General features: G+C 73.4%; 18 protein-coding genes. 10 read left to right on the plus strand and 8 right to left on the minus strand.

All coding sequences use genetic code 11. From position 1 onward, the window contains the following. The first annotated feature begins 44 nt into the window (after positions 1-44). The 5 genes from rimO (at position 45) to OG392_RS26805 (ending at position 3764) form a co-directional block, all read left to right on the plus strand. Complete coding sequence (gene rimO / locus OG392_RS26785; protein WP_329283683.1) at positions 45-1565, plus strand: 30S ribosomal protein S12 methylthiotransferase RimO; 1521 nt, start codon at positions 45-47, stop codon at positions 1563-1565. Then, positions 1562-2236, plus strand: a complete 675-nt coding sequence (pgsA, locus tag OG392_RS26790; protein ID WP_329283684.1) for a CDP-diacylglycerol--glycerol-3-phosphate 3-phosphatidyltransferase — start codon at positions 1562-1564, stop codon at positions 2234-2236. The genes rimO and pgsA overlap by 4 nt, the downstream gene beginning before the upstream one ends. Continuing rightward, the gene (locus OG392_RS26795) at positions 2233-2754 is read left to right on the plus strand and encodes a CinA family protein (protein ID WP_329283685.1); all 522 of its coding nucleotides are present in this window, start codon (positions 2233-2235) and stop codon (positions 2752-2754) included. Before pgsA ends, OG392_RS26795 begins: the two co-directional genes overlap by 4 nt. A gap of 109 nt (positions 2755-2863) precedes the next feature. Continuing rightward, entirely contained in the window at positions 2864-3247 is a 384-nt protein-coding gene (locus OG392_RS26800) for a helix-turn-helix domain-containing protein (RefSeq protein ID WP_030326330.1), read from the plus strand. 247 nt (positions 3248-3494) lie between these two features. Further along, positions 3495-3764 carry a hypothetical protein gene (locus OG392_RS26805; RefSeq protein ID WP_329283687.1) on the plus strand — a complete coding sequence of 90 codons (270 nt, stop codon included), beginning with the start codon at positions 3495-3497 and terminating at the stop codon, positions 3762-3764. On the opposite strand, the gene OG392_RS26810 is transcribed toward OG392_RS26805, so the two are convergent. The 3 genes from OG392_RS26810 to OG392_RS26820 form a co-directional block, all read right to left on the minus strand. Next, positions 3712-4482, minus strand: a complete 771-nt coding sequence (locus tag OG392_RS26810; protein WP_329283689.1) for an SDR family NAD(P)-dependent oxidoreductase — start codon at positions 4480-4482, stop codon at positions 3712-3714. The genes OG392_RS26805 and OG392_RS26810 overlap by 53 nt on opposite strands. A 32-nt stretch (positions 4483-4514) precedes the next feature. Then, a complete protein-coding gene (locus OG392_RS26815; RefSeq protein ID WP_329283691.1) occupies positions 4515-5366 on the minus strand; it encodes a DNA-formamidopyrimidine glycosylase family protein in 852 nt (283 codons plus the stop codon). A gap of 135 nt (positions 5367-5501) precedes the next feature. Next, positions 5502-10151 carry an Lhr family ATP-dependent helicase gene (locus OG392_RS26820; protein ID WP_329283692.1) on the minus strand — a complete coding sequence of 1550 codons (4650 nt, stop codon included), beginning with the start codon at positions 10149-10151 and terminating at the stop codon, positions 5502-5504. 113 nt (positions 10152-10264) lie between these two features. Between OG392_RS26820 and OG392_RS26825 the strand changes: the two genes are divergently transcribed. Genes OG392_RS26825 through OG392_RS26835 form a run of 3 tightly spaced genes read left to right on the plus strand, consistent with a single transcriptional unit; the run spans position 10265 to position 12169 of the window. Then, positions 10265-11110, plus strand: coding sequence for an AraC family transcriptional regulator (locus tag OG392_RS26825; RefSeq protein ID WP_329283693.1), 846 nt, complete (start codon positions 10265-10267; stop codon positions 11108-11110). A gap of 10 nt (positions 11111-11120) precedes the next feature. Beyond that, the gene (locus OG392_RS26830) at positions 11121-11861 is read left to right on the plus strand and encodes an AzlC family ABC transporter permease (protein WP_329283695.1); all 741 of its coding nucleotides are present in this window, start codon (positions 11121-11123) and stop codon (positions 11859-11861) included. Next, on the plus strand, positions 11858-12169 hold the full coding sequence (locus OG392_RS26835) for an AzlD domain-containing protein (RefSeq protein ID WP_329283696.1): 312 nt from the start codon (positions 11858-11860) through the stop codon (positions 12167-12169). The genes OG392_RS26830 and OG392_RS26835 overlap by 4 nt, the downstream gene beginning before the upstream one ends. 24 nt (positions 12170-12193) lie before the next feature. On the opposite strand, the gene OG392_RS26840 is transcribed toward OG392_RS26835, so the two are convergent. Continuing rightward, entirely contained in the window at positions 12194-13123 is a 930-nt protein-coding gene (locus OG392_RS26840; protein ID WP_329283697.1) for a hypothetical protein, read from the minus strand. 79 nt (positions 13124-13202) lie between these two features. On the opposite strand from OG392_RS26840, the gene OG392_RS26845 reads away from it, so the two are divergent. Together OG392_RS26845 and OG392_RS26850 are read left to right on the plus strand one after the other, a co-directional pair. Further along, positions 13203-13397: a DUF3046 domain-containing protein gene (locus OG392_RS26845; protein ID WP_329283698.1), complete on the plus strand. Its 195-nt coding sequence runs from the start codon at positions 13203-13205 to the stop codon at positions 13395-13397. Positions 13398-13802: 405 nt separating this feature from the next. Beyond that, positions 13803-14951: an AI-2E family transporter gene (locus OG392_RS26850; protein WP_443055101.1), complete on the plus strand. Its 1149-nt coding sequence runs from the start codon at positions 13803-13805 to the stop codon at positions 14949-14951. Positions 14952-14977: 26 nt separating this feature from the next. On the opposite strand, the gene OG392_RS26855 is transcribed toward OG392_RS26850, so the two are convergent. The 4 genes from OG392_RS26855 to OG392_RS26870 form a co-directional block, all read right to left on the minus strand. After that, complete coding sequence (locus OG392_RS26855; RefSeq protein WP_329283699.1) at positions 14978-15757, minus strand: cytochrome d ubiquinol oxidase subunit II; 780 nt, start codon at positions 15755-15757, stop codon at positions 14978-14980. Positions 15758-15819: 62 nt separating this feature from the next. Then, positions 15820-17196, minus strand: coding sequence for a cytochrome ubiquinol oxidase subunit I (locus tag OG392_RS26860; protein ID WP_329283700.1), 1377 nt, complete (start codon positions 17194-17196; stop codon positions 15820-15822). A 141-nt stretch (positions 17197-17337) separates the two neighbouring features. After that, complete coding sequence (locus OG392_RS26865) at positions 17338-18006, minus strand: response regulator transcription factor (protein WP_329283701.1); 669 nt, start codon at positions 18004-18006, stop codon at positions 17338-17340. After that, positions 18003-19388 (minus strand): sensor histidine kinase, encoded by a 1386-nt coding sequence (locus tag OG392_RS26870; protein WP_329283702.1) that lies wholly within the window; start codon positions 19386-19388, stop codon positions 18003-18005. Before OG392_RS26870 ends, OG392_RS26865 begins: the two co-directional genes overlap by 4 nt. Positions 19389-19411 lie beyond the last annotated feature (23 nt).

The raw sequence follows: 19411 nt of genomic DNA on the forward strand, positions 1-19411 counted from the left end.
CCTGCGCGACGGGGGAACGGCCGGGACGAAGTAGTCTTGAGTCCATGCCCGAACGCCGTACCGTCGCCCTTGTCACTCTTGGCTGCGCCCGTAACGAGGTGGACTCGGAGGAGCTCGCAGGCCGCTTGGCAGCGGACGGCTGGGAGCTCGTCGAGAACGCCGAGGACGCGGATGTCGCCGTCGTCAACACCTGTGGATTCGTCGAGGCCGCCAAGAAGGACTCCGTCGACGCCCTCCTCGAAGCCAATGATCTGAAGGACCACGGCCGCACCCAGGCCGTGGTCGCCGTCGGCTGCATGGCCGAGCGGTACGGCAAGGAACTCGCCGAAGCCCTTCCGGAGGCCGACGGCGTCCTGGGCTTCGACGACTACTCCGACATCTCCAACCGCCTCCAGACCATCCTCAGCGGTGGCAGTGTCGAGGCCCACACCCCGCGTGACCGGCGCAAGCTGCTGCCGCTGTCGCCGGTGGAGCGCCAGGCGGCCGCCGCCGCGGTCGCCCTGCCCGGCCACGGCGTCGTGGACGCCCCCGCGCCCGCCGCCACCCCGGCCTCCGCCCCCGAGGACGTGCCGAGCGACCTGCCGGACGGTCTCGCGCCCGCCTCCGGGCCGCGCGCCCCGCTCCGCCGGCGCCTGGACAGCAGCCCCGTCGCCTCCGTGAAGCTGGCCTCCGGCTGCGACCGCCGCTGCTCCTTCTGCGCCATCCCCTCCTTCCGCGGCTCCTTCGTCTCGCGCCGTCCCTCGGACGTGCTGAACGAGACGCGCTGGCTCGCCGAGCAGGGTGTGAAGGAGGTCATGCTGGTCTCCGAGAACAACACCTCGTACGGCAAGGACCTCGGCGACATCCGGCTCCTGGAGAGCCTGCTGCCCGAGCTCGCCGCCGTCGACGGCATCGAGCGCGTCCGCGTCAGCTACCTCCAGCCCGCCGAGATGCGCCCCGGTCTGATCGACGTCCTCACGTCGACCGACAAGGTCGTGCCGTACTTCGACCTGTCCTTCCAGCACAGCGCTCCCGACGTGCTGCGGGCCATGCGCCGCTTCGGCGACACCGACCGGTTCCTCGAGCTGCTGGAGACCATCCGGTCCAAGGCCCCGACCGCCGGTGCCCGCTCCAACTTCATCGTCGGCTTCCCCGGCGAGACCGAGGCCGACTTCGCCGAGCTGGAACGCTTCGTCGCCCACGCCCGGCTCGACGCCATCGGCGTCTTCGGCTACTCCGACGAGGACGGCACCGAGGCCGCCACGTACGAGCAGAAGCTCGACCAGGACGTAGTCGACGCCCGCCTCGCCCACCTCTCCCGGCTCGCCGAGGAGCTCACCGCGCAGCGCGCGGAGGAGCGGATCGGAGAGACCCTGGAAGTACTGGTCGAGTCCGTGGACGACGAGGACGGCGCGATCGGCCGCGCCGCGCACCAGGCGCCCGAGACCGACGGGCAGGTGGTCCTCACCACGTCCGACGGTGGGAGCCCCGACGTGGCTCCGGGCCGTATGGTCATGGCGAAGGTCGTCGGCACGGAGGGCGTCGACCTGGTGGCCGAGTGTCTTTTCGAGGAGGCAGGCAGATGACCGGAGTCCCGGCATCCGCGACGGGCGGGACCGGTAGGCCGGCGCCCCGCGGCAAGCTGGGCACGGCGGCCGTCAACCAGGCCAGCCTGTGGAACATCGCCAACATCCTGACCATGATCCGGCTCGTGCTCGTGCCGGCCTTCGTGCTGCTGCTCTTCCAGGACGGAGGTCACGACCCCGCGTGGCGGGCCTGGGCCTGGGCGGCGTTCGCCGTCGCCATGATCACGGACGTCTTCGACGGGCACCTCGCCCGTGCGTACAACCTGGTCACTGACTTCGGGAAGATCGCCGACCCGATCGCCGACAAGGCGATCATGGCGGCCGGACTCGTCTCGCTGTCCTTGCTCGGGGACCTGCCCTGGTGGGTGACGGGCGTCATCCTGGCCCGTGAGCTGGGGATCACCCTGATGCGGTTCTGGGTGATCCGTCACGGGGTCATCCCGGCCAGCCGCGGCGGCAAGATGAAGACGCTCGCCCAGGGCACGGCGGTCGGCATGTACGTACTGATGCTCACCGGGCCGCTCGCCACCCTGCGCTTCTGGGTGATGGCGGTGGCCGTCGTGCTGACGGTCGTCACCGGTCTGGACTACGTCCGCCAGGCGGTCGTCCTGCGCCGCAGGGGGCTCGCCGCCGAGCGGTCCGCCGCGCGGTCGGAGGCGGCGACGCGATGACCGAGGCCGCCCGGGTGCTGGCGCTGCTCGCCGAGCGTGGTCACACGCTCGCCGCGGCGGAGTCGCTCACGGGTGGACTGGTGGCCGCGGAACTCACCGGGGTGCCCGGTGCCTCGGCCTCCTTCCGGGGGTCCGTCACGGCCTACGCGACGGACGTCAAGCGGGAGCTCCTCGGTGTCGACGCGGCCCTGCTCGCCGAGCGCGGAGCGGTGGATCCCGAGGTCGCGCTGCAGATGGCGGCCGGTGCGCGGGCCCGGCTCGGCGCCGACTGGGGGATCTCGACGACCGGGGTCGCCGGGCCCGAACCGCAGGACGGACAGCCGGTCGGCACCGTCTACGTGGCCGTCGCGGGACCCGCGGCGACGGGCGCCGGCGCCGGGAAAGTGGTCTCGTTGAGGTTGAACGGCGACCGCGCGGACATCCGTAGAGAGAGCGTCCGGAGCGTGCTGGAGCTGCTCCTTGAGGAACTCTCGGGAAATGCGCGGGCACAGGATACGGAACACAACGGGGGGAATTGATGTTTGCAGCCCTGAGTGAACACGACATCGCTCCCCGCACGGCCGCAGCGCGAGGCGGTACGGTGGGGCGTGAAGGATGCGGCTACGCGGTCCGAGGAGGGAGCCACCGATGATTCTGCTCCGTCGCCTGTTGGGTGACGTGCTGCGTCGGCAGCGCCAGCGCCAAGGCCGTACTCTGCGCGAAGTCTCCTCGTCCGCCCGAGTCTCGCTCGGCTATCTCTCCGAGGTGGAGCGGGGGCAGAAGGAGGCTTCCTCCGAACTGCTCTCCGCGATCTGCGACGCGCTGGACGTACGGATGTCCGAGCTCATGCGTGAAGTGAGCGACGAGCTGTCACTGGCCGAACTGGCCGAGTCGGCAGCGGCGAGCGAACCGGTGCCGACGCCGGTACGCCCGATGCTCAATTCGGTGTCGGTGACGTCGGTGGGCCGTGTGCCCACCGAGCGGGTGACCATCAAGGCGCCCGCGGAAGCGGTGGACGTCGTCGCCGCCTAGTCGTCGCCGTACGAAGCGTACGAAGCGATACGGGGTCTGGCCTCGGTCGGTGTCCTCTCGAGGGCGCCGGGCGGGGCTTTTCTCTTGCCCGGGGGCCGGTGGGGCGAATTGTCTGAGATGCCGGGTTCCGGTGCCTCGTGCCATGGTGGGGGGAACGTACGACTGGGCCGTGTGCGCCGGGTTTGCCTCCGGTGCGCCCTCCCGCAGGGTGATCCTGCCGGTCTAGCGTCGACGGCAGGAGGCGGCCATGGTACGGCGACGGATGCCGCCGGCGACGCTCGCGCTGGTCGCGATCGGGCTGGTGGCCGGAGGGCTCTGGTGGTGGGCGGTGCTGCGCCTGCTCCTGGTGCCGGGGGAGGCCGGCACGGTCGAGGGCGCGGTGGCCGCGGGCGGCTGGGGGCTGAGTCTGCTGCCGGTGCACGTCGCCGCCTCGTCGGGGCGGCCCGGGGTCCTCGCCCGGCGGATCACCAGGGCATCGCGACGCCGCCGTTGGGGCGCAGGATCTGGCCTGTCGTGAACGCGGACGCGTCGGACGCGAGGTGCAGGACGGCGTGCGCGATGTCCTCGGCCTCCCCGACCCGGCCCAGCGGTGAATGACGGATCATCGCCGCCTCCGCCTGTTGCTGGGCGGTCGGCTCGTGGCGGTCGGTCATCGGAGTGCGGATCCAGCCCGGGGCGACCGCGTTGACCCGGATGCCGTGCCGGCCCGCCTCCGTCGCCAGCGTCTTCGTCAGCTGGACGACGGCCGCCTTGGTGACGCTGTAGCAGAGCAGTCCCGGGCTCGCGCTGTCCATCGCGCCCGAGGCCATCGTGACGATCGAGCCGGGGACGCCCGCCGCGATCATCGAGCGCGCCGCCTCCTGGCAGGCGTAGAGCACGCCCTTGAAATTGACGGCGAGGACACGGTCCAGGTCCTCCTCGCGGGTCTCAAGGACCGAGCTCGTGTGCATGATCCCGGCGACGGCGGCCATGACGTGGAGGGGGCCCGCCGCGCGGACGGCGGCGGCGAGGGCGGCGCGATCGGTGACGTCCAGGGGGTGCGCGTGCGCGGAGCCGCCCTCGTGGGCGATGAGGGCGACCGTCTCCGCGAGGCCGGGCTCGTCGCGGTCGGCGCAGTGCACGGTTGCGCCGGCCCGGGCGAGGAGGGCGGCGGTGGCGCGGCCGATGCCGCTGGCGGCGCCGGTGACGAAGGCCGTGCGGTGGGTGAGGTCGTAGGCGCGGAGGGGCGTCGTCATGTTCGGACGGTACGGCGGGATCTGACGGACCGTCAATCAGTGGGGGCGGGAGGATCTGATGGGTCTGATGGATCGGGTGCCGGAGGGGCGCCGACGGGGCCTCGCTGGCAGCCAGGGCACCAGTAGGTGACGCGGTCGCCCAGCTCCGCCTTGCGGATCGGGGCGCCGCAACGGAGACACGGGCGTCCCGCGCGGCCGTAGACGTGCAGCGGGGTGCGCGGACGGCGGGTGGTCGTCGTGCGCCGGTCCGGGCGGTCCTTGTTCGCGTCCAGGAGGCGGTGGGCGGTCGCGACCAGGCGGGCGGGGACCTCGGGCTCCAGGTCACCGACCGGGAGCCACGGCGTCACACCGGCCAGGAAGGCCAGCTCCGACTTGTACACGTTGCCGATGCCGGCCAGGTTCCGCTGGTCGAGCAGGGCCTCGCCGAGTGTGCGGGCGGGGTCCGCCGTCAGCCGGCGGGTCGCCTCCTCGGCGGTCGTCGTTCCCCAGTCGGGGGCGAGCAGGTCCGGGCCCAGATGGCCCACCGTGTCCGGCTCGTCCGCGGTGCGGATGAGTTCCAGGACCGGGAGGCGGTAGCCGTACGCGGTGTTGTCGGTGTTGCCGAGGATCGCGCGGATCTGGTGGTCCGGGCCGCCGTGCGGGCGGGTCCCGGTGGCGTACACGCGCCAGGCGCCGTCCATCCGCAGGTGGGAGTGGAGGGTGAGGCCGCCCTCGATGCGGGCGAGGAGGTGCTTGCCGCGCGGGGTGACGTCGAGAAGCATGCGGCCGGTCAGGTCGGCGGTCGCGAAACGGGGGACCCGGAGGTCCGCGCGGGTCAGCGTCCGGCCGGCCAGGGCGCTGTGCAGGCGGCGGGCGGTCTGCCAGACGGTGTCTCCTTCGGGCACGGTTCCATGATGCCGTGCGGGTGGGGTCTGGTGCGGGTGCGGGTGCGGGTGCGGGTGCGGGTGCGGGTGCGGGGGCGGTGCCCGTGGCCGGTGCGGGGGCGGGTGCCGTGGCGTGGCCGGCCGCGGGTGTGCCGCCTACGCGCGGAGGCGGAGGCCTCTCGGGGTGGCGATGAAGCCCGCCTTCTCCAGGGGAGCCGCCAGGGGAGAGGTCAGGGACGTCGTCCCGTTGATCCGCTCCACCGTCACCGTGCCCAGGGTGCCCGCTTTCGCGGATGTCGCCAGGGCCTCCGCCGCGGCTGTCAGCGCCGGGTCGTCCGGTTCCGTCGGCCAGCACAGGAGCGTCTTGCCGCCGCGCTCCATGTAGAGCGAGAGCTCGCCGTCGACCAGGACCACGAGGGCGCCCGCCTTGCGCCCCGGTTTGTGGCCGGCGCCCGTCGGGGGCTCCGGCCAGGACAGGGCCGCCCCGTAGGCGTTCGCCGGGTCCGCCGCCGCGAGGACCAGCGCGCGGGCGCCCGCCGCGGCCTCCGCGCCGCGGTCGCGTGCCGTCGCCGCGGCCCGGAGGCGGTCCACCGCCCCGTCCATCGCGAACTGGGCCGCGCCGAGACCCTCGACCACATAGCCGCGCCGGGCCTGGCCGCTGTCCTCGAAGGCGGCCAGGATCCGGTACGTGGCGGAGAAACCGCCCTCCACACCCTCGGCCGCCACCGCGCCCCGGGTGACCACACCGTGCCGGTCGAGGAGGGTGCGGGCGAGCGCGTGCGCCCGGTGGGTCGGTTCGGGCTCCGGCGGGGGGAGCAGGGACCAACGGCCGGAGACCGTCGGAGGACCGGTGCGGGAGGCGGGGCGGGCGGCCGCGGTCAGCGTGCCGTACCGGCCGCGCGGGACCGTGCGGCGCGCGCGGTGGGCGGTGGAGCCGGCCGTACGGCCCGAGCCGAGCAGTGCGCGCAGCGGGGCCAGCGTGTCGTTGGTCAGACGGCCGGACCAGGCCAGGTCCCAGAGGGCGTCCGCCAGCTGCGGATCGGTGGCGTCCGGATGGGTGGTGGCCCGGATCTGGTCGGCGATCTGCCGGAAGAACAGGCCGTACCCGCCGGAGAGGGCCGTGAGCACCGACTCGTGCAGCGCGGACAGCTCCAGGGGGTGCGGCTGCGGCAGGAGCAGCGGTGCCGCGTCCGCCAGGTACAGCGAGACCCAGCCGTCCTTGCCGGGCAGCGCCCCCGCTCCCGCCCAGACGACCTCGCCGGTGGTCGTCAGCTCGTCGAGAAGGGCCGGGGAGTAGTCGCGGACCCGGGACGGCAGGATCAGCTTCTCCAGCGCCGAGGCGGGCACGGGTGCGCCCTGGAGCTGCTCGATCGCGCGGGCGAGGCCGTCGATGCCGCGCAGGCTGTTGCTCCCCAGGTGCTGCCACTGCGGAAGGAAGGTGGCGAGCGCGGCCGGCGGCACCGGCTCCAGTTCATGACGCAGGGCGGCGAGGGAACGGCGGCGCAGCCGGCGCAGGATCGTGGCGTCGCACCATTCCTGGCCGATGCCGGAGGGGTGGAACTCGCCCTGGACGACGCGGCCCGAGGCGGCGAGCCGCTGGAGGGCGCCGTCGGTGACGGCCGCGCCCAGGCCGAAGCGGGTGGCGGCCTGGGTGGACGTGAACGGGCCGTGCGTCCGGGCGAACCGCGCGAGGAGGTCGCCGAGCGGGTCCTTGACCGGCTCGGTGAAGGCCTCCGGCACACCGACCGGCAGGGCCGTGCCCAGGGCGTCCCGGAGTCTGCCCGCGTCCTCGATGGCCGCCCAGTGCTCCCGGCCCCCGATCCGGACCCGGATCGCGCGACGGGCCGCCCCGAGCTCGTCCGCCCAGCCCGTCCCGGCGCCGCGCTCGGCCAGCTCGGCGTCCGTCAGCGGGCCCAGGACCCGCAGCAGGTCGGCGACGCCCTCCATGTCCTTGATCCGCCGGTCGTCCGTCAGCCACTGGAGCTCCCGCTCCAGCTCCGTCAGGACATCGGCGTCGAGCAGCTCGCGCAGCTCCGCCTGCCCCAGCAGCTCGGCGAGCAGCCGGGAGTCCAGGGAGAGTGCGGCCGCCCGCCGCTCGGCGAGCGGGGAGTCGCCCTCGTACAGGAACTGCGCCACGTAACCGAAGAGGAGCGAGCGGGCGAACGGGGACGGTTCGGCGGTGGTGACCTCGACCAGGCGGACCCGGCGCGCCTCGATGTCCCCCATCAGCTCCGTCAGACCGGGGAGGTCGAAGACGTCCTGGAGGCACTCGCGGACGGCCTCCAGGACGATCGGGAACGAGCCGAACTCACTGGCCACCTGGAGGAGCTGGGCGGCGCGCTGGCGCTGCTGCCAGAGCGGGGTGCGCTTGCCGGGGTTGCGCTTGGGCAGCAGCAGGGCGCGCGCGGCGCACTCGCGGAACCGGGACGCGAACAGCGCGGAGCCGCCCACCTGGTCGGTGACGATCTGGCCGATCTCGCCCTTGTCGAAGAGGGCGTCGGCGGCGCCGACGGGCGCCTTGTCGGCGTCGAAGGCCGTGTCGAGGTGCGGTCCGGGGTCGACCGGTTCGTGGTCGAGGAGGTCCAGGCCCATGTCCAGGCCCATCAGGTCGGCGTCCGGGAGACGCAGCACGATGCCGTCGTCCGCGTGCATCACCTGCGCGTCCATGCCGTACCGCTCGGCGAGCCGCGCGCCGAGCGCCAGCGCCCACGGGGCGTGCACCTGCGCGCCGAACGGGGAGTGGATGACGACCCGCCAGTCGCCGAGTTCGTCCCGGAAGCGCTCGACCAGGATCGTCCGGTCGTCGGGCACGTGGCCGCAGGCCTCGCGCTGCTCCTTGAGGTACGCCAGGACGTTCTCCGCGGCCCAGGCGTCCAGGCCCGCGGCGAGCAGCCGCAGCCGTGCGTCGTCGTCCGAGAGGGCGCCGACCTCGCGGAGGAACGCACCGACCGCGCGGCCCAGTTCGAGGGGGCGGCCCAGCTGGTCGCCCTTCCAGAACGGCAGCCTGCCCGGCACCCCGGGCGCCGGCGTGACGAGCACCCGGTCGCGGGTGATGTCCTGGATCCGCCACGAGGTGGTGCCGAGGGTGAACACGTCGCCGACCCGGGACTCGTACACCATCTCCTCGTCGAGCTCGCCGACCCTGCCCCCGCCCTTCTTGGGGTCCGAGCCGACGAGGAACACACCGAAGAGGCCGCGGTCGGGGATCGTGCCGCCCGAGGTGACGGCGAGCCGCTGCGCGCCGGGCCGCCCCGTGACCGTCCCGGCGACCCGGTCCCAGACCACGCGGGGGCGCAGCTCGGCGAAGGCATCCGACGGGTAGCGGCCGGCGAGCATGTCGAGCACGCCCGTGAACGCCGATTCGGGCAGCGAGGCGAACGGCGCCGCCCGGCGCACCAGGGCGAGCAGGTCGTCCACCTGCCAGGTGTCGAGCGCGACGACGGCCACCAGCTGCTGGGCCAGCACGTCCAGAGGGTTGGCGGGGATCCGCATCGACTCGATCGCGCCCGACCGCATCCGCTCGGTGACCACGGCCGCCTGCACCAGGTCGCCCCGGTACTTGGGGAAGACCACACCCGTCGACACCGCGCCGACCTGGTGCCCGGCGCGGCCCACGCGCTGGAGCCCGGAGGCCACCGAGGGCGGCGACTCGACCTGCACGACCAGGTCGACCGCGCCCATGTCGATGCCCAGCTCCAGGCTGGAGGTGGCCACCACGGCGGGCAGCCGGCCCGCTTTCAGGTCCTCCTCGACCTGGGCCCGCTGCTCCTTCGACACCGAGCCGTGGTGGGCGCGGGCGAGCAGCGGCGGGGCGCCCTGGGCCGCGCCGGACTGGGCCATGATCTCGGCCGGCTGAGCCCCCTCGGGGAGCGGTTCGCCGGTGGCCCGCTCGTACGCGATCTCGTTGAGCCGGTTGCACAGGCGCTCGGCGAGGCGGCGGGAGTTGGCGAAGACGATCGTCGAGCGGTGGGACTGGACGAGGTCGGCGATCCGCTCCTCGACATGCGGCCAGATCGAGGGCTTGTCGCCGCCGTCCTTGCCCTCGGAGGCGGGGGAGCCGCCCAGCTCGCCCATGTCCTCGACGGGGACGACGACGGAGAGGTCGAACTCCTTGCCCGAGCGCGGCTGCACGATCTCCACGGCGCGCCCCGGCGACAGGTACCGGGCCACCTCGTCCACCGGGCGGACCGTGGCCGACAGCCCGATCCGGCGCGCGGGGCGGGGCAGCAGCTCGTCGAGCCGCTCCAGGGAGAGGGCCAGGTGCGCGCCCCGCTTCGTGCCCGCGACGGCGTGGACCTCGTCCAGGATGACCGTCTCCACGCCCGCGAGTGCCTCGCGGGCGGCGGAGGTCAGCATCAGGAACAGCGACTCGGGCGTGGTGATCAGGATGTCCGGCGGCCGGGTCGCGAGGGACCGGCGCTCGGCCGGCGGGGTGTCGCCGGAGCGGATGCCGACCCGGATGTCCGGCTCGGGAAGCCCGAGCCGCACCGACTCCTGCCGGATTCCGGTCAGCGGCGAGCGCAGGTTCCGCTCGACGTCCACGGCGAGGGCCTTGAGCGGCGACACGTACAGCACGCGGCAGCGCTTCTTCGGCTCGGCCGGCTGCGGTGCGGAGGCGAGCCGGTCGAGGGAGGCGAGGAAGGCGGCCAGGGTCTTGCCCGAGCCGGTCGGCGCGACGACGAGCACGTCGGAGCCGGCGCCGATGGCGGTCCAGGCGCCCTCCTGCGCCGCCGTGGGCGCGGTGAACGCCCCGGTGAACCAGCTGCGGGTCGCGGGGGAGAACGAGTCGAGCGCGGACCTGACCATGTCCTCCATCGTGCACCCCGGCACTGACAACCGCCCGGACCTGGGGATATCAGGACCCGGGATGTCCCGGAGTCACGACGGCGCCCCCTTCGCCGCTGCCGCAGAATGGAGGCATGGCGAGTGGGGAGCGGGCACGGTACTGGCAGTACTCCGAGCTGCCGGGGGTCGACCTGCTGCACGCCCACTACATCCACAAGGCCTTCGCCCGGCACACCCACGAGACCTTCGTCTTCGCCGCGATCACCGAGGGCGTCGAGGCCTTCCACTACCGTGACGACCTCGTCCACGCGGGCCCCGGCCAGATCGCCCTGGTGAACCCCGACACCCCGCACACCGGGCACGCGGGCGTGCCCGAGGGCTGGACGTACCGGACGATCTATCCCGACGCGGAGATCGTGCGGTCCATCGCCGCCGACACCCTCGCCCTGCGCGGCTCGGTCGGCTTCACCACGCCCGTCGTGGACGACCCGTACGCCGCCCGGCTCATCGTCGGCGTCCACCGGGCCGCGGAGGAGGGGAACGCGCTCGCGGCCGACAGCCTGCTGCGGCTGGTCACCGCCCGGATGCTGCGCAGCCACGGCGGTATCGTCACCCCGCTCGCGCCCCGCTCGGCGGGCTCCCGGAACGCGGCACGCGCGCGTGCCGTCCTGGAGGACCGCATGATCGAGCCGCCGACCCTGGAGCGGCTCGCCACGGACCTGGGCACCAGCCCCTTCGCCCTCCTCCGGGCCTTCCGGGACGCGTACGGGATGCCGCCGCACACCTGGCTGACCGACGCGCGCGTACGCCGGGCCCGGCAGCTGCTCGACACGGGGACGCCGCCGGCGGAGGCGGCAGCGGCCGTCGGCTTCACCGACCAGTCGCACCTCAACCGGCATTTCACCCGCAGCGTCGGAGTGCCGCCGGGGGCGTACCAGCGCGCAAGAACGTACAAGACCGGGCCTCCGGAGCTGCCGTAACGTCCCTGACGTGGCAGAACAGACAGCACCTCCCGTCATACGCGACGACACACCGGCCAAACCCGACGCGGCCGTCGTCCGCGACGCCCTCGGTGTCGGCGTCGCCGTCGGGCTCTCCGGCTTCGCCTTCGGCGTGACCTCGGCGGGCTCCGGCCTCAGCGTCCTCCAGACCTGCGTCCTCAGCCTGCTCGTCTTCACCGGCGCCTCGCAGTTCGCCCTGGTCGGAGCGCTCGCCGCGGGCGGCAACCCCTTCACGGCCGCCGCCGGGGCCTTCTTCCTGGGCACCAGGAACGCCTTCTACGGGCTGCGCCTCTCGCAGCTCCTGGCCCTGCCGAAGGCCGTCAGGCCGTTCGCCGCGCACTGGGTGATCGACGAGACCACCGCCGTCTCCCTCGCGCAGCCGACCCGCCGGGCCGCCCGCGTCGGTTTCACCGTCACCGGACTCACGCTGTACGTCCTGTGGAACGCCACCACGCTCCTCGGGGCGCTCGGCGCCGAGGCCATCGGCGACACCGCGGCCTGGGGGCTCGACGCGGCCGGACCCGCCGTCTTCCTCGCCCTGCTCGCCCCCATGCTGAAGTCCGCGACCGAGCGGGCCACCGCCGGCATCGCCGTCCTGCTCGGCCTCGGGCTGCTGCCGGTGCTGCCCGCCGGCGTCCCGGTCCTCGCGGCTGCCCTCGCCGCGCCCCTGGTGCTCTGGCTCCAGGGCCGCCGGATGGGCACCGCCGGACGAGAGGAGGACTCCCGATGAACGTCTGGATCGCGATCGCCCTCACCGCCGCCGGGTGCTACCTGGTGAAGCTCGTGGGCCTGCTCGTACCCGCGGGAGCGCTGGAGCGACCGCTCGTCCAGCGGCTCGCCGCCCTGCTCCCCGTGGCCCTGCTCGCCGCGCTCACCGCGCAGCAGACGTTCGGCGCGGGCGGCACCGTGGTCCTGGACGCCCGCGCCGCGGGGCTCGCCGCGGCGGCGGTCGCCCTCGTCCTGCGGGCACCGTTCCTGGTCGTCGTGGGCGCCGCCGTCGCGGTCACCGCGGGGGCACGGGCGCTGGGCTGGGGGTGACTCCGGCGAGGCGGCCTCCCCGGGTCAGTCGACCGGACGGCCGTGGGCGCGGAGCGTGCGGAGGGCTTCGACCGTGACCATCGGGCGGCATTCCAGGGCCGTGCCGGGGGCCCAGGTGCGCCAGCGGATCGGCCAGCCGCCGTCCTCCCGCTGATCGGCCGCGAGCCGGTCGAGCGAGCGGGACATCTCCTCCTCCGTGAACCAGCGGGTCGCCAGGGAGTCCGGCACGCGCGCGTAGTCGTGCGGGAAGTGCACCTCCCCGGGCGCGTATCCCTCCGCCACCGGGTCGTCCTCCTCCCGGTCCGGGTCCAGGACGGCGAGCCGCTGCTCCCGGACCATGCGGCCGAGGCGGTCGGCGGCCGCCTCGGCACGCGCGCGGTCCGGGGCCCCGTCGAGGAAGGCGACGGCGGCCTGGACCTCGTACGGATGGGACTTCTCCAGGGACTCCACGGCCGACCAGCAGAACTCGGTCGCCCGGAACAGCCACGCGTGCCAGACCTGGTTGCGGTGCAGCACTCCGACCACCGGGCCCGTCGTGAGCAGCGCGCTCGGCGGGGAGTCGACGACCGGGACGAACGGCGCGGACGGGTAGCCGCGCTGCGAGGGGTGGATCGCGGGGAGCGCGCCGTCGTGGGTCGACACGTCCGTGAGGTAGCGGCAGATCCGCTCCACGCGCAGTCCGCCGCAGCGGCCGATGGAGTCCAGCACCCGCAGCGCGTGCGCGGTGTGCAGGGGCTGGCTGACCGGCCCGCGGAGATCGGGTTCGAGCGCGTGGCCGTAGCCGCCGTCCTCGTTGAGGTACGCCGAGAGGGACGTCTCCACCTGGTCCGCGCCACCGCGCAGGAAGTGGTAGGCGAACCGGCGCTGTTCCAGGACCCGGGCCGTCAGCCAGATGAAATGCTCGGCGCGGGCCAGGGGGGTAGCTGGCGGGGAGGAGAGTGGTTTTTCGGCCATGCTCCGACCGTAGGGCGGAAAGTCGCGGTGACAAGGGCTACGGAGCGGGCTGCACTCTTGGGAGCGTGATACTGGGGTCATGCGGTTGACGATTTTCTGGGAACGGATGGCGGACCACTTCGGCGCGTCCTACGCCGAGTCCTTCGCGCGTGACCATGTGATGGCCGAGCTCGGAGGCCGGTCGGTGCACGAGGCACTGGATTCCGGCTGGGAGACGAAGGACGTGTGGCGGGCCGTCTGCGCGGCCGTCGGCGTACCCGCCGACAAGCAGTGACCGGACGCCGGCGGACGGTTCGGTCCGCGGCGCCGCCGGAGGGCACCCCCGCCGTCACCGGGCCGGTCACGGCAGGTGACCGAAGGGGATGTGGGGGGTCCGGGGCGGAATGTCCCCGCGGTGCGCGAGACTGGCGGGGTGGCTTCTCCGACTGACGACACCGAAGGCTCCGACGACACCGACGGCTCCGGCCTGAGCGCACCCGCGGGTGCGACGGGCGAGACCGGCGCGAGCGGGTCGACCGCCGCGACCGGACCGACCCGGTCCGCCGGGCCGGATGCCTCGGCCGGACCGGCCGGGACGGTCACCGCGTCCGGACCGGCAGGCCCCGCCGTCTCCACGGCGGCGGGCGGCAGAGGCGACGACGGCGGACCCGCACCCGTGTCCGCGGCCCAGGCGGCCCGGATGCCGCGGTGGCTGCCGCGCGCGCTCGTCCTCGCCCTCGCGCTCTACTCCGTCTTCCTCCTCGGCAACTGGGCCTTCCACCAGCTCGTCGGCCTCCTCGTCAACATCCTGCTCGCCTTCTTCCTCGCCCTCGCCATCGAACCGGCGGTCGGCCGCATGGCGGCGCGCGGGATGCGCCGGGGGCTCGCCACGTTCCTCGTCTTCTTCGCCGTCCTGATCTTCAGCGTCGGATTCGTCGTCCTCCTGGGGTCGATGCTCGCCGGCCAGATCGTGGACATGGTCGAGAACTTCCCCAAGTACCTCGACTCGCTGATCAACTGGATCAACCAGAACTTCCACACCGACCTGTCGCGGGTCGAGGTCCAGGACAGCGTCCTGAGCTCCGACTGGCTGCAGAAGTACGTCCAGAACAGCGCGTCCGGCGTTCTCGACGTCTCCGCCACCGTCCTCGGCGGCCTGTTCCGGCTGCTGACGATCTTCCTGTTCTCGTTCTACTTCGCGGCCGACGGGCCCCGGCTGCGGCGCGCGCTCTGCTCCGTCCTGCCGCCCGCCCGGCAGACCGAGGTGCTGCGGGCGTGGGAGATCGCGGTCGACAAGACCGGCGGCTATCTGTACTCGCGCGGGCTCATGGCCCTCATCTCCGGTGTCGCGCACTTCGTGCTCTTCGAGATCCTCGGCGTGCCGTACGCGCCCGCGCTCGCCGTGTGGGTCGGCCTGGTCTCGCAGTTCATCCCGACCATCGGTACGTATCTGGCCGGCGCGCTGCCGATGCTGCTCGCCTTCACCGTGAACCCCTGGTACGCGCTGTGGGTGCTCGGCTTCGTCGTGATCTACCAGCAGTTCGAGAACTACCTGCTCCAGCCGAAGCTCACGTCGAAGACGGTGGACATCCACCCGGCGGTCGCCTTCGGATCGGTCATCGCGGGGACGGCGCTGCTCGGCGTCGTCGGTGCGCTGATCGCGATCCCGGCCGTCGCCACCCTCCAGGCCTTCCTCGGCGCTTATGTGAAGCGGTACGACGTGACGGACGACCCGCGCGTCCACGGGCACCGGAGGTACGGGGAGGCCGTGGTCGCGCGGCTGCAGAAGGCCCTTCACCACAAGAAGGAGAAGGAGAGGGAGGCCGCTCGGGATGCGGACGACTCCTGAGCCTCAGAGGTGGGACAGCCCTTCCCTCAGAGGTACGACGGTCCGGTGACCCGGTGCCGGAAGGTGTGCCAGATCCATGCCTGGACGGCGACGAGCAGCGGCGTGACGACCAGCAGGGCGGGCACCAGCAGACCGAGCGTGGCGGGGGACGCCGCCCGCTCGGCCAGCGGCAGCGCGGTGCCCGCCCAGAGCGGCAGCCCGCCCATCAGGACCGCGGTGAGCGCGAAGGACTGCCAGGGGCGCCCGGCGTGTCCGACGAGCCGGCGGGCGCGCTCGTACGGCAGTCCCGTGAGCCGGAGCGCGGCGAAGCCGAGCCCGTGCGCGGCGAACAGCGCGGCCGCGGCGAGCGAGGTGAGGAAGGCCGTCGCGCCGGTCGCCGGTGTGTACGGCCGCCCGGTGAGCAGGGCCGCGAGCAGCCACCCCCAGGACAGTGCGACGGTCCAGCTCCCGCAGGTCACCGCCGCGTCGCAGGCGGTGCGCCAGCGCGGACCCGGGCCGCGGCCGCGGGACCAGAGGCCCGCGTCGCGGACGATCCAGCCGGTCAGCAGGGCCACGAGGACCGGGAACTGACCGCTCAGGAGCTCGCCCTCGAGAGCGGGGAAGCAGCCGACGAGGACGCCGACGGTGGCGACCAGCCAGACCTCGTTGCCCAGGAAGAACGGGGCGATCGAGGCGAGCACCAGCTGCCGTTCGCGGTCGTTCCGGCCGAGCCAGGGTGTGAGCATGCCCGTGCCGATGTCCGCCCCGGCGAGGACGGACCAGCCCGCCGCGAAGAGGGCGAGCAGGGCGATGGCCAGGGTCTCCACGGGGGCTCCTCGGGCTTTTCTGGGGGAGGGAGAGGGGACGGAGAGGAAGGGGAGCTGACGGTTCAGTAGCGGGGGGCCGGGAGGGCGTCGGCCGGGTCGGGTGCTCGGCCGTCGCCGTCGTTCCCGCCTCCGTCGCCGTCGCCGTCTCCGGTCCCGTTGCCGTCCCCGTTGCCGTTCCCGTTGCCGTTCCCGGCCGCGGTCGGCCGTTCGTCGTGGCCGAGGCCGGCGTCGACCGGGCCCCGGCGGGCGTGGCGGGTGAGGAGCCAGGCGTTGAGGACGGCGAGCAGGACGAAGACCGTGGTGAAAACGGTGAGGGAGAGGCGCATGGTGCCGGGGGAGAGGTCCGAGACCGCGTCCTCCGTCTTCAGCAGTCCGTAGACCACCCAGGGCTGCCGCCCGGACTCCCGGAACACCCAGCCGCTGATCATCGCGATGTACGGCAGCGGGACGGCCGCCATCAGGACGAGATGCCACAGACGGAACCGGAAGACGACCTTCCTGAAGGCGGCCAGGATCACCCCGGCGAAGCACAGGTACATCATCAGCGCGAAGCAGATCAGCATCACCAGCGCGCCGCCCCGGGTCCACGCCTCCGAGGGCACGTAGTCACCGGGCCCGAAACGTTCCGTCAGCTCTGCCTGGACCTGCGCGATCTCCGCGGTCTTCCCTCTGAACACGGCCGACTTCATCGGCTGGAAGGCGTCCAGGACGGCCAGCTGCACCCCGCCGAAGACGGCGGTCACCATCAGCGCGGGCGCCGAGAGGAACACCCCGATCCGCAGACTGCGGCCGAAGAACTCCCACTCAGGGCTGCGCCGGAACAGGTGGTACGCGCTCACCCCGGCCATGAAGAACCCCGCCGTGAGCAGCGCGCCCGCCACGATGTGACCGAAGGCCAGCAGCGCGGAGGGGTTGGTCAGCACCGCGACCGGGTCGTCGAGGACGAGCTCGCCGTTGTCGGAGCCGTACCCCACGGGATGGTTGAGGAAGCCGTTGGAGACGAGGATCCAGTACGCCGAGACATAGGCGGTCAGGACCACGACCCAGATCGCCGCCAGGTGGGCCCAGCGGTTGAGACGGTTCCAGCCGAAGATCCACAGGCCGAGGAACGTCGACTCCACGAAGAACGCCACGATCGTCTCGACGGCCAGCGAGGCCCCGAGGATGTTGCCCGCCTCATGGGTGAGCCCGCTCCACGCCATGCCGAACTGGAACTCCATCACCAGACCGGTGACGATGCCGACCGCGTAGTTGATCACGTACAGCTGGCCCCAGAACCGCACCATGCGCGCGTCCAGCGGCTTGCGGCTGAACGTGGCGCGCGTCTGGAGCACGGCCACGACCGTCGCGAGTCCCAGAGTGAGGGCGACGAAGAGGAAATGGCCGCCCGCCGTGAGGGCGAACTGCAGCCGCGCGAGATCGAGTACGTCCTGGTTCACCCGATCAGCGTCGGCGTACGGCCAGAGGCGTGGCGTCACCCCACGGTGGACAGTGGCCGTACCCCAGGAGTTGCGCCCGCCCACGCGCGCGTACCCCGTGAGTTGCGCCGAACGGCTCCCGCCACCCGGCCGATTCTTCGGTCAGGCCAGCCAGCCCGGCGTGATCATCCCCGACTCGTACGCCAGGATCACCAGCTGCGCCCGGTCCCGTACGGCCAGCTTCGTCATGATCCTGCTGACATGGGTCTTCGCGGTCGCGGGGGACAGGACGAGGCGGCCGGCGATCTCGTCGTTCGAGAGCCCCGCGCCCACCAGGCCGAGGACCTCGCGCTCCCGCTCGGTGAGGGCGTTGAGCCGGGGGCTCGGGTCCGGCTGCCGGTCGGCCCGGCCCGCGAACTCGGCGATCAGACGGCGCGTCACGGCCGGGGCGATCAGAGCGTCGCCGCGCGCCACGACCCGTACCGCGTGCAGCAGTTCCATCGGCTCGGTGTCCTTCACCAGGAAGCCCGAAGCGCCCGCGCGGAGCGCCCCGTACACGTGGTCGTCCGCGTCGAAGGTGGTCAGGATGACCACCCGTACCCCTTCGAGCCGCTCGTCGGCGGTGATGCGGCGGGTGGCCTCCAGGCCGTCGAGGACCGGCATGCGGATGTCCATCAGGACCACGTCCGGGCGGAGTTCGCGGGCGAGCGCGATCGCCCGCTCCCCGTCCCCGGCCTCGCCGACGACCTGGAGGTCCTCCTCGTCGGACAGGATCGACCGGAAGCCGGCCCGGACCAGGGTCTGGTCGTCTGCGAGCACGACACGGATCATCGGGGGTCCCTCTCGGTCGCGTCGCTGCCGGACGCGGTGGGGTCGGGGGCGGTCGGTTCGGGGGTGGCCGGGTCGGCCGTGGGGCCGGGGGTGGCCGGGTCTGCCGGGGTGGGGTCGGGCGCGGCGGATCCGGGCGCGGTGGGGTCCCGGGTGACGGACGCGGGTGTGCTCGGTCCGGGCGGGCCGGGTTCCGGGAACGGCAGGCGGGCGTCCACCAGGAAACCGCCGCCCGCTCCGTTCCCGGCGGTCAGCTCGCCGCCGAACGCACGGGCCCGCTCGGCCATGCCCCGGACACCGCTGCCGAGCGGACGCCCCTCCGGTGCCCCCTCACCGTCGTCCGCGATCCGCAGCCGCACCGCGTCCGCGCCCCAGTCGAGGGTGATGCGGACGGTCTTCGCGCCCGCGTGGCGGGTGACGTTCGTCAGCGACTCCTGCACGATCCGGTACGCGGCCAGGTCGACGGGCGGCGGAAGGGGTACGGGCGTGCCCGTGGCCTCCGTACGGACATCGAGACCGGCACTACGCGCGCGTGCGGCGAGATCGCCGAGCAGCGCGAGCCCCGAGGAGGAGGGGGCCGTGGGCGTCGGTTCGTCGGCGCCGCGCAGCACCCCGAGCGTGGCCCGCAGCTCGCGCAGCGCGTCCTTGCTGGTCGACTTCACCGCCTCCAGGGCTTCGGTGGCGGTGGCGAGCCCGGCCTCCGGGGCGGGCCCCTTGCCGAGGCGGTGGAGCGCGGCACCCGACTGGACGTTGATCAGCGAGATGCTGTGGCCGAGCACGTCGTGCACCTCACGGGCGATCCGCAGCCGCTCCTCGGTGGCGCTCTGCCGCGCCCTGGCCTCCTGCTCCCGCTCGGCGGCCAGTGCCCGCTGCTCCACCTCGTGCAGATAGGCGATCCGGGTGCGCTGGGCGCGTCCGACCGCGACGAGACTGATCAGCCAGCCGGCCAGCATGACGAGCGAGGTGTCGTCGATCTGCCGGTGCCCCGGCTGCTGCCGGATCTCGCCGAGTCCGACCGCGAGGAGGGTGACGGCGGCCAGCGCGACGGCGGCCGCGAAACGGCCCTCCGCCGCGGTCGTGTAGAGCGCGAGCGCGAAGGCGATCATCAGCGGGCCGTCCTGGGCGGACAGCGGGTAGTAGACGACGCAGGCGAGCAGCGTGACGACGGAGACGGCGACCGGCTGCCGCCGCCGGAAGTACAGGGCTCCGCAGCCGATCAGGATCAGCACCCAGCCGAGCGCCGTACGGACGGCGGGCTCGCTCGCGTACCGCGCGGAGACGAGCGTCCAGACGGCGACGACGAGCAGGACGGCACCCGCCACGACGGCATCGGCGGCCCGCGGCGAAAGACGCCCGCCGCCCGGGGAACGGAGGGGGAGGGGCATGCGTCGAAGGATAGGCGGGGGAC

This window comes from Streptomyces sp. NBC_00691 (assembly GCF_036226665.1).
GTDB lineage: Bacteria > Actinomycetota > Actinomycetes > Streptomycetales > Streptomycetaceae > Streptomyces.

Coding starts and splice junctions, on each gene's coding strand:
- rimO (WP_329283683.1), top strand. CDS start 45: ATGCCCGAACGCCGTACCGTCGCCCTTGTCACTCTTGGCTGCGCCCGT.
- pgsA (WP_329283684.1), top strand. CDS start 1,562: ATGACCGGAGTCCCGGCATCCGCGACGGGCGGGACCGGTAGGCCGGCG.
- OG392_RS26795 (WP_329283685.1), top strand. CDS start 2,233: ATGACCGAGGCCGCCCGGGTGCTGGCGCTGCTCGCCGAGCGTGGTCAC.
- OG392_RS26800 (WP_030326330.1), top strand. CDS start 2,864: ATGATTCTGCTCCGTCGCCTGTTGGGTGACGTGCTGCGTCGGCAGCGC.
- OG392_RS26805 (WP_329283687.1), top strand. CDS start 3,495: ATGGTACGGCGACGGATGCCGCCGGCGACGCTCGCGCTGGTCGCGATC.
- OG392_RS26810 (WP_329283689.1), bottom strand. CDS start 4,482: ATGACGACGCCCCTCCGCGCCTACGACCTCACCCACCGCACGGCCTTC.
- OG392_RS26820 (WP_329283692.1), bottom strand. CDS start 10,151: ATGGTCAGGTCCGCGCTCGACTCGTTCTCCCCCGCGACCCGCAGCTGG.
- OG392_RS26825 (WP_329283693.1), top strand. CDS start 10,265: ATGGCGAGTGGGGAGCGGGCACGGTACTGGCAGTACTCCGAGCTGCCG.
- OG392_RS26835 (WP_329283696.1), top strand. CDS start 11,858: ATGAACGTCTGGATCGCGATCGCCCTCACCGCCGCCGGGTGCTACCTG.
- OG392_RS26840 (WP_329283697.1), bottom strand. CDS start 13,123: ATGGCCGAAAAACCACTCTCCTCCCCGCCAGCTACCCCCCTGGCCCGC.
- OG392_RS26845 (WP_329283698.1), top strand. CDS start 13,203: ATGCGGTTGACGATTTTCTGGGAACGGATGGCGGACCACTTCGGCGCG.
- OG392_RS26850 (WP_443055101.1), top strand. CDS start 13,803: ATGCCGCGGTGGCTGCCGCGCGCGCTCGTCCTCGCCCTCGCGCTCTAC.
- OG392_RS26865 (WP_329283701.1), bottom strand. CDS start 18,006: ATGATCCGTGTCGTGCTCGCAGACGACCAGACCCTGGTCCGGGCCGGC.
- OG392_RS26870 (WP_329283702.1), bottom strand. CDS start 19,388: ATGCCCCTCCCCCTCCGTTCCCCGGGCGGCGGGCGTCTTTCGCCGCGG.